Genomic DNA, 8,735 nt, shown 5'->3' with positions numbered 1-8,735 from the left:
GGAGGCCTTGGCGCTCTGGGCGCCGATCACACAGGCCGACGGCTCTGCGTCCCGGCCCTCCTTCTCTCGCAGAAGCTTCCGAAGCAGGCCGTTGAGCTGCGCGGACACGCCCTCGTCCGCCGTTTGGCGAACGCTCGATCCCGCGGACGAGACGGTCGCCGAGCTCGCGATAGCCGCCGGGTTCGACGACTATCTCGCGGGCGAGTCCACCCGGATCGCCAACCGGCTCCGCCGCCTGCCCACCAAGACCGCCCATTACCGTTTTGGTTGACCCGCAATGGGGCGCTAGGCCTCCGGAGTTGGGGACTTTCTCCCCCTGACGAATTGATGGTACTGCCGTTGCTTTTGGGGCGGGGTGGGCGTTGAGCCGTTCGTGCTGGTATCACATCTGGAGCGGCCGGGGCTTGGGATCTTGACCCGGTCGTGTCCGCCTGAGCTGGCGGACCGGGTCGTTGGCGAAGCGGGGTGCGGTGAGAAAACCCCGACGTCTGTGGGCTGTTGTCCACCCGCTGGGCCAGGACAGCGACCTCTTCCAAGGTCTGCGTATGCTGGCTCTGGACGGAATGCTGCTGGCGGTTCCCGATTCGGCCGGAAACCGGGAGGCCTTCGGAAAGTCGGGATCACAACGCAGCCCGATGGGCTGTCCCACGGCACGCGTGGTTAACGTCGCTGGCTGCTCAGCCGGGAGGCCGCGTCGGCCAGGGCGGCGCACCCGTGCGCAGCACGTAGACGATGCCGCGCAGAGCCGCACGGTCAGGGCGCCGACAGCCGGCCCGGATACGACGCCGGCGAGGCGGGGCAGCGGTGCGACACGGTCCCGTAGGTCATCAGGGACAAGATCATCCGACACCCGCAGAACTCTGCCGCCCGTCAGCCCAACTGCGAAGCCAGTGAGCCAAATCCATTCTGAATGATCAATTACCGCACGAACGTTTGTCGGAGATGTTCAGGCAGAATCGAGGGCGTTGCCGTACCCAGCGCTGCTGGCGTTCGCTTCGGACCTTGGGTTCGCGGATTTGGGCGGCCAGGACGTCCTGAGGGCGGACGTGCGCGCTGCGCCACCTGGATAGTCCTGCAGCTTCCGTGCCGATGCGCGACGAAACACCGGACGGAAACGAGCCTATTGCCCGGCGGATGAAGTATAGCGACGGGGCACAGGCAACGTCTCTTGTGTACGCTGCGTAGTCTTTCGGGTCGCCGGTATCGGTAGTAGCTGTCTCGGCCAGCGGCCCACACCGCCATCCTCCGGTACTTGGTCCGATTGGCGGTCCTCGCTGGGAGGCAGAAATACCCAGACTGGGATGACTTCGCCGGATTATTCCCTTTCGCCTGGTCCTCGGATGTGGTGGTTATGATCTCCTCGAGCTCCCTTCTCACCGACCGTACTCCCCTAGACTCCGGGGATAGCCCTCCGGAAGACGGCCAGGGTCGTTGGGCTCTGCCCCACCACGTGAGTGCAGCCGGCACCGCACGTACTCTGGCCCTACATACTCTCCGAGCGTGGGGGGCGGGCGAGTGCTGTGTAGACAGCGCGCTGGTGGTCGTCTCCGAGCTGGTCACTAACGCGGTGGAACACGCCCTGCCGCCAGTCACGCTGCATCTGGCACAGCTTGACCGCGAGCAGAGAAGGCTGCGAGTGGAGGTCGCCGACGGTGGTCCCTCAGACCGCCCCGGTGATTGGGTGGCGAGCTGCGAACCCGACGAACACGGACGTGGCAGTCTGATCATCACCGCCCTGGCAGCCGACTATGGAGCCACCACGGATGGGGAAGGCAGCACCCGCTGGGCCGACCTGCCACTAAGCGCATAGCGTCACGGCTTGGGACGTGTCGGCAGTCGCGCCTGTGCGGAACGGGCAGCGGACCCGGCGCCCTGGTAGGCCAGGCGGACAGGGGGCGATTATCCGGCGCCGACAGGCCGCAGTCTGATTGCGGGTCCGGCCACTGGAGCGACTTCTGGCGGAGTGCCCGCCGGAGAACAGACAGGGTGACCAGAAGCGGTCACCACCGCAGGCCCGCCTCGTGGCGAGGGGGTGCTTTTCAGAGTAGTTTACTCGGCCGTCGCCGGCCGATCCCCCGCAGCCGCCCCCGCGCCTGTCGGCACGGCCCTGTTCTCGTATAAGAGGGCGTTTCATCCCGTTGTTTCATCCCGGGATGGGGTGTTTGGTGGGTGGTTTCGGGTCACGCCAGGAGATGGTGCTCTCGCCGGTGAGGCGGCGGCCATGAGGCCGGTCATGGCGAGGTGGATCATGGCTTCGGATCGGTTGGGCAGGGTTTCGTAGTCGCGAGCGAGGCGGCGGTGGAGCATGAGCCAGCCGTAGGTCCACTCGACCGCCCACCGTTTTGGTATGGGGGGTGAATCCCCTGGTCCCGGGCTTGCGGGTGGTGATCTCCATGTCGATGCCGAGGGTCGCGGCGTGCTCGACGAGGTGCTGGCGGCAGCCTCCGTCGACCCAGGCCTTCCGGATTCCGGGGTGGCCGACCCTGCGGCGATGCCTGCGAACGCGAGGAAGTGTTCGACACGGTCCGCTCCACGACCCATCGGTGCCGGCCGAGCCGGTTCGACGGCTCGATCCCCTTCCGTGCGATGCGGTGGCGGATTCCACGGCCGCGTAGCCATCTGCGCAGGTGGGGGAGTCGTAACCTTTGTCGCCGTGGAGTCTGCCGGGGCGTCGGCGACGTCGTCCGCGGCGGGAGCGGATCGGCGGAGTGCCCGGGACCAGAGGTTGCAGGGCCTGGCTGTCGTGCAGGTTCGCACCCGAGACGGCGATGGATATCGGCAAACCGGTCCGCTCGGTGATCGAATGGATCTTCGACCCGTACTTGCCTCTGTCGACAGGATTCGGACCTGTCAGGTCCCCGTTACCGTCTTCGTGGCCCTGAAACAGGGCCCCCGGCCTCCGGCCCCGGTATGACTCGGTCCCCCAGCCGATGATGATCGAAAAGGTAGTGTCGCCGGTGTCGGAGGCATCGGCAGACCGCTGATCAGAGGCACAAGCGCCCCCCTTGGGCAGTCTCTCGGCAACGTGGATGCCGGCACGCTGATGCCACGGGTGGGGCCGGGAAGAATGCGAGCGCGTGAAGGCATGTCGGACGAGACGGGCATCGACGTCTGTCTCGGCCTGGACGTTGGCAAGGGCGGTCACCATGCCGCCGCCGTGAACCAGGCGGGGAAGAAGGTCTTCGACAAGCCCCTGCCCAACAGCGAACCAAAGCTGCGGGAGCTGTTCGATAAGTTCCAGGCCAGCACGCAACGGTACTGGTGGTCGCCGACCAGCCGGCTTCCATTGGGGCCCTGCCGCTGGCGGTCGCCCGGGACGCGGGCTGCCGGGCCGCCTACCTGCCCGGACTCACAATGCGGCGGATCACCGACGGGTCGGCGGCGCCGGCGGGCGGCGGCCGGCGCCGTGCCCTCGTGGCTGGTGCCGTCGGGCGCCGCGACCTCTACCCGGGCGAGGCGGAAACGGACGCCCGCGACGCGTTCATCACCGCGGACGCCGCCAGAGCGATGCCGCACACCCTGAGGACCACCGATCTCGCGGACGAGACCGTTGCCGAGCTCGCCATGATCTCCGGGTTCGACGACGATCTCGCGGGCGAGTCCACCCGGACCGTCTCCGCGGCCTCCTCACCCAGATCCACCCGTCCCTGGAACGAGTCTTCGGACCTCGAATCCAGCACCCGGCCGTGCTCAGACTGCTGGACCAGTCCGGCTCCCCGGCCCAGATCCGCAAAGCCGGACGCCGTCGCCTCGTGACCCCGATACGTTCCAAAGCACCGCGAATGGCCGAGCGACTGATCAGGACACCTTCACTGCACTCGACGAACAGACCGTCGTCGTCCGGGGCACTGAAGCAGCTGCGCTGATCGTCCCCGGCCTCGCCACTCCACTCCAGTCCGTTCTTGACCAGCGAAAACTCCTCGCAGCCCGGATCGAGGAACTCCTGGAGGCCCTCCCTAATGGGCAGTGATGCGGGGCACCGCCAGGCCCACCCCGGCCCATCGAGGCCCTGAAAGAGACCGCGGGCCCCGCATCACTCGTGGTGCTGGTCGGTTCCGGAGAAGCCGCAAACACCCCCTGGGACCGGATCCCCTGGTCAAGAGCCGACCTCCGGGACCGTCCAGCACCACGAACACGACCACCGCCTCCAGTCCGATGATCAGATCGCTGGGGTTTGTGGTCCCAGCCGCCCACAGGGGTCACCTCTCACCACGCCCGAAGCCGCCGAGCGCTGGAGCAGACCGAGGGCCCTGCGGGCCGCTGGGGTCACGAACGACTGATCGGATGCAGGGCCATCGAGCCCTTCCATCAGGGAGACCCGTGCCCCCGCACGGCTGCGACCAGCAGCACGCCCCCCGACCGACAGGACGAACACGGCAAAATGACCGTCACCTGCGCAACCGACTGGGCCAGCGACCATCACGACGCCGCCCTGGCCGACCACGAGGGAACCCTGGCGGCAAGGGCCCGGACCACCGACGGCCTCGAGGGCCTGCACCAGCTCCTCGAACTCCCCACCACCCGCGGCGACACCGCCGACACTCCAGTCCCCGTCACGATCGAGACCTCCCGCGGCCTCCTCGTCGCCTGCCTCCGCGCGACCGGCCGGCCCATCTACGCGATCAACCCGACGGCCGCCGCCCGCTACCGCGACCGCCACGCAGTCACCCGCAAGAAGTCCGACCACCTCGACGCCATGGTGCCCGCGAACACCCTGCGCACGGACAAGGCCGCCCACCGGCCGCTGCCCGACGACAGCAAGCCCGCCCAAGCGATCGCCGTCCTGGCCCGCGCCCAGCAGGACGCGGTCTGGGACCGCACCCAGACAGGCAACAAACTCCGCTCTCACCTACGCGAATACTTCCCCGGCTTCCCCGCGGCCTTCCAGCACGACCGCGAAGGGATCAGCAGCAAAATCGCCCGCACCGTGCTGGCCGCAGCCCCCACTCCGGATCAGGCGGCGAAGCTCACCCGCGTCCAGCTGCGCGCGCTGCTGAAGAAGGCCGACCGCCAGCGCGGCATCGAGGCAGAAGCCGAACAACTGAGAGAAGCCCTGCCCATGCCGCAGACGCGCCAGCCCCACCAAGTCGGGCAAGCCATGGGACACCAGGCCATCGCCCTGCTCAGACAGCTTGATGCCGCCTGCATCAGCGTCGACGACCCTGCCGAAGCGACGGTGGAGTCTTCTGATGCGCACCCGGACGCCGCGACCATCACCAGCTTTCCAGGGCTCCGGTCACCCACCGGCGCCCGGGTGCTCGCCGAGATCGGCGACGACCGATCCCGATTCACCGACGCGAAAGGCCTCAAAGCCTTCACCGGGGCCGCGCCGGCCACCCGGGCGTCCGGCAGAAGCCTCGCGGTCATGGCCCGCAGGGTCAAGAACCAGCGTCTGGCCCCGGTCGGCTATGTCTGGGGTTCGCCAGCCTGACCACCTCCCCAAGTGCCCGAGCCCACTACGACAAGCCACGAGCCGATGAAAGACCGCCACACAGCCGCCCAGCGCAATCTCTCCAACCGCATGCTCGGCTGCCTCCACCCCTGCCTCACCAAGCGCACACCCTACGACGAGCTCACCGCGCTCCCGCCCACGCCGACCACACAACTCACCACCGCCGCTTGACAGATCAACTGCATCGGATGTCTCTAATGCAGTGTGTACGAGGTCCGGCTCGGCTCAGCCACCCCCGTGTCCCTCGGGCCCGGCCACCCCACCACCAACCCCAGGAACGTCGCCGAATGTCCCACTCCGAACGGGCAGACCTAACCCGACAATCGGCCCTTCAACCCCACCAGGCATCGTTTTTCGGCCGCACCACCCGTAGCTTTGTCGATGGCAGCCCGCGACTCCTTCCCCGGCTCACCGGGCAGCCCCACCTCTGGCGGACTTGAGCGGGACCGCTGGAGGGCGACTCACCTGCCTCCCCCACCCCCCGGAGAGCAGGCGAGGCCGCGGCCGGGTCCCCATCGATTAGGGGGATGGGGACCCGGCATGCTGGTGCGGCCAGCCGTCAAAGCCACGGGCTGTCACAGGCGGCATGCACCGATCGCGCAAAGACGAGGCCATCGCCGCGGGATCCGGCATAGTACGGAATGAGCAGCACCCGCCCCGCCGTGCCGGACATAACGCCGTTCGAACGAAATGCGAACGACCCAATCCAGTGTGTAAGCAGGTGGCGGCCCATGCAAAGGCCTGGTGCTGTGGCCGCATAGGTTCGCCGGGTTGGTGGTCGGGGCGGTTGGGTGTGCGGTGACATCCATTCCCACGACTGGAGGCGCGGTGGCCGAGCCTGTCCGTGTGCGCAGACTGGCCGACCAGGAGGGACAGCGGCTGCAGCAGATCGTGTGCCGGGGCGGTACCAGTTCAGTGCGATACCGGCGCGCGATGATGCTGCTGGCCTCGGCCGGCGGGAACCGGGTGCCGGTGATCGCCCAGCTGGTGCACGCCGGCGGGGACACCGTCCGGGACGTGGTCCACCGGTTCAATGAGATCGGCCTGGCCTGCCTGGACCCTCAATGGGCGGGAGGCCGTCCCCGCCTGCTCAAGCCTGACGACGAGGACTTCGCCACCCAGACGGCTACCACCCGCCCGACCGCACTCGGCCAGCCCTCAACCCGCTGGTCACTACTTAGAATCGTCTCCTACCTGAGGAAAGTCCACGGAAGGATCATCCGCATCGGCCGCGAGGCGTTACGCTGCCTGCTCGCCCGCCGCGGCATAACCTTCCAGCGCACCAAGACCTGGAAGGAGTCCCCGGACCCGCCCGCGACGCCAAACTGGACCGGATCGAGGAGGTCCTGGACCGCTTCCCGGACCGGGTCTTCGCCTTCGACGAGTCCGGACCGGTGGGGACCAGGCCCACCGCCGGCTCCTGCTGGGCCGAGCAGGGCAAACCCAACCGGCTCCCGGCGACCTACCGCCGCACCCATGGCGTCACCTACTTCCACGGCTGCTACTCCGCCGGCGACGATCGCCTGTGGGGCGTCAACCGCCGCCGCAAGGGCACCGCCAACAGCCTGACCGCGCTGAAATCGATCCGCGCCGCCCGACTCGACGGCGCCCCGATCTACACCACCCTGGACAACCTCTCCCCCACACCGGCACGGACATCCGCCGCCGGGCGACGAAGAACAAGGTCGAACTGTGCTTCACCCCGGCCTACGCCTCCTGGGCCAACCCGGTTGAGGCCCACTTCGGCCCGCTGCGGCAGTTCACCCCGGCCAATTCCCACCACCGCAGCCACCCCGCGCAGACCCGGGCCCTGCACCGCTACCTGCGCTGGCGCAACGCCAACGCCCGCCACCCCAAAGTGCTCGCCTAGGTTCGCCGGGTTGGTCAGGCTGCGGGTGCGAGGGGGCGTCCGCCCCAGCGGATGTCTTTCTCGCTGCGGATGCGGGCGCGTTCCTCGCGCTGGGCGGTCACAGCACTAGGTGTATTGCCCAATGAGGTTGGAGACGCGGCTGGCGGGTGGTTTGCCTGCGGGCGCGGTGTGTCCGCGGTGGTGATTCCAGGCTGGAGATCTCCCAGTGGCTCACCTGCTACAACGCCCGCAGGCGCCATAGCACCCTCGGCTACCTCTTACCCGCCGAGTTCGAACAGCAGCACCGGCAAGGACGTAAACTCATACTCGCAGCGTGAACTCCCTTGCCCGCACCTTCAGTTCAAGAGGTCGTTGCAACACCCGTCCGTAGGGAGTTGCAGTGGACTCCGATGTCAGGGAGGACCGGAGGCCGCAGGGCCCAGGAAGCTCCTGAAAGAACGCGAGCGCGAGCTCTGCCCATCCCTTGTGGATCAAGGGATGGGTTACGGATGAAGGGCCAGGCGAAGAGACGGCGACCGAAGGCGAAACATGCGCCCTCGGTCGCAGTCCGTGCCGTCAGGACCGCGAAGACGCGGCTGATCGAGGTCCGCGGGGACTCCCGGTATCTCGGTGAGGACGAGCGGACACACATCGCCGGCCGGCTGCGGGAGAAGGCCACCGTCCGTGCGATTGCGGCCGAGCTCGCCCGCAGCCCGTTCACCGTCTGCCGGAAGGTCCACCCGGCACCCTGTGAACGGCCAGTACCGGCCACACACCGCACATGTCCGCGCAGCGGCCAGGCGGCCCCGCCCCAAGGCCGGGAGGATCGCGGCGTGTCTGCTGCTGCGTGACCATCCAGTCATGGCTGGGGCTGAAGTGGACTCCCGAGCAGATCAGCCGGAGCCTGCGCCTGCACTTCCCCGACCAGCCGGAGATGCACGTATCACACGAGACGATCTACCAGGCCCTCTACGTCCAAGGCCGGGGTGAACTGTCACCAAGGCCCTGCGAACCGGTCGTACCCTCCGTAAGCCCCAACGTCGTCCTGACCAGCCTGTTCACGCTTCCCGGCACCGATGGCGATGATCAGCGACCGGCCGTCCGAGGCCGACGACCGGGCCGTTCCCAGCCACTGGGAGGGTGACCTGTTCATCGGCAAGAACAACGGCTCCGCGATCGGCACCCTGGTCGAGCGGATCACGCGCTACGTGATGCTGGTCTTACTTGCCCGGCAACCGGCTTATGCGCTGCACCACTCGACTACCCGGGACCCAACAGAGCAGCCCCCTGCGGGGCCGGGGCCGTGATCTCGATGTCGAGGATCAGGATCACGCTGTCCGGGGTGGCCAGGCGCAGCTGGTAGGTACCCGGGGCGAGGTCCGCGTCGGTGAAGACCTCCGGCAGCACGATGCGGCCGTCGGCGCCGGTCGCGGG

1 protein-coding gene and 7 pseudogenes are annotated in these 8,735 nt (G+C 68.0%); 5 read left to right on the top strand and 3 right to left on the bottom strand.

Annotation, left to right across the window (positions count from 1 at the left end):
* Positions 1–117, bottom strand: a pseudogene (locus IF89_RS48265) (IS5/IS1182 family transposase); the annotation flags it as partial.
* 1,234 nt (positions 118–1,351) lie between these two features.
* Here IF89_RS48265 and IF89_RS43095 point away from each other — a divergent pair.
* Positions 1,352–1,810 (top strand): ATP-binding protein, encoded by a 459-nt coding sequence (locus tag IF89_RS43095; RefSeq protein WP_107047429.1) that lies wholly within the window; start codon positions 1,352–1,354, stop codon positions 1,808–1,810.
* Positions 1,811–2,143: 333 nt separating this feature from the next.
* Here the strand turns inward: IF89_RS43095 and IF89_RS43090 are convergent.
* Together IF89_RS43090 and IF89_RS43085 are read right to left on the bottom strand one after the other, a co-directional pair.
* A pseudogene (locus IF89_RS43090) lies at positions 2,144–2,476 on the bottom strand (transposase); the annotation flags it as partial.
* A gap of 40 nt (positions 2,477–2,516) precedes the next feature.
* A pseudogene (locus IF89_RS43085) lies at positions 2,517–2,860 on the bottom strand (transposase); the annotation flags it as partial.
* A gap of 225 nt (positions 2,861–3,085) precedes the next feature.
* Here IF89_RS43085 and IF89_RS38765 point away from each other — a divergent pair.
* The 4 pseudogenes from IF89_RS38765 to IF89_RS49790 all read left to right on the top strand — a co-directional run.
* A pseudogene (locus IF89_RS38765) lies at positions 3,086–3,958 on the top strand (IS110 family transposase); the annotation flags it as partial.
* Positions 3,959–4,381: 423 nt separating this feature from the next.
* Positions 4,382–5,623: pseudogene (locus IF89_RS38760) on the top strand (IS110 family transposase).
* A 657-nt stretch (positions 5,624–6,280) separates the two neighbouring features.
* Positions 6,281–7,319 (top strand): annotated as a pseudogene (locus IF89_RS43080) (IS630 family transposase); the annotation flags it as partial.
* Positions 7,320–7,912: 593 nt separating this feature from the next.
* Positions 7,913–8,527, top strand: a pseudogene (locus IF89_RS49790) (IS30 family transposase); the annotation flags it as partial.
* Positions 8,528–8,735 lie beyond the last annotated feature (208 nt).

This window comes from Streptomyces sp. NRRL F-2664 (assembly GCF_000719345.1).
In the GTDB taxonomy this organism is placed as follows: domain Bacteria; phylum Actinomycetota; class Actinomycetes; order Streptomycetales; family Streptomycetaceae; genus Streptomyces.
This window is presented reverse-complemented; position numbering and strand designations above follow the sequence as displayed.

What these genes read in the sequence shown, in the direction of transcription:
- IF89_RS43095 (WP_107047429.1), top strand. Translation starts at nt 1,352, where the DNA reads ATGATCTCCTCGAGCTCCCTTCTCACCGACCGTACTCCCCTAGACTCC.